Source organism: Arthrobacter sp. 2RAF6 (genome assembly GCF_052115205.1).
Classification (GTDB): Bacteria; Actinomycetota; Actinomycetes; order Actinomycetales; family Micrococcaceae; genus Arthrobacter.
This window is the reverse complement of the sequence record NZ_JBFRGF010000137.1, coordinates 1-400: the sequence shown is the minus strand read 5'-3', so window position 1 is coordinate 400 and position 400 is coordinate 1. Positions and strand designations below refer to the sequence as shown.

Below are 400 nucleotides of genomic sequence, written 5' to 3'. Positions count from 1 at the left end.
TGGAATCCGGCGTTGGCCAGGACGTTGTCGATCGTCACCGTCACGGCGGAGGGGTCGGTGCTGGTGACCGTGGTTTCGACCGGCTGGGCGAGGAGCGCGTACCCGGTCGGGGCCTTGGTCTCGACCAGCCAGTAGGACTGGTAGCCGGGCTGGCCCGGGCTCACTGTCGCCCCGTTGGCCCAGTTGGAGTAGCGCAGGCCCGAGATCACCAGGTTCCCGCTGGCATCGGTGGTCCAGGTGCCGGCACCTCCGATGCTGATCGCGTTGGTGCCGGCCAGGGCATCGGCCCGGCTCGGGTAGACCGAGAACACGGCGCCGGCCAGGGCGGCCGAACTCCGGGAATCCTGCTTGTGCAGCACGATGTTGCCCCACTTGGTCACCGCCACCGGGGGCGTGACCA

The 400-nt window shown here is 69.5% G+C and carries 1 protein-coding gene; it reads right to left on the bottom strand.

Features of this window, described 5'->3' with window-relative positions:
* Window positions 1-400, bottom strand: a 400-nt coding sequence (locus tag AB4Z38_RS25850; RefSeq protein WP_441432355.1) for a SpaH/EbpB family LPXTG-anchored major pilin, incomplete at both ends; no start/stop codon positions are given.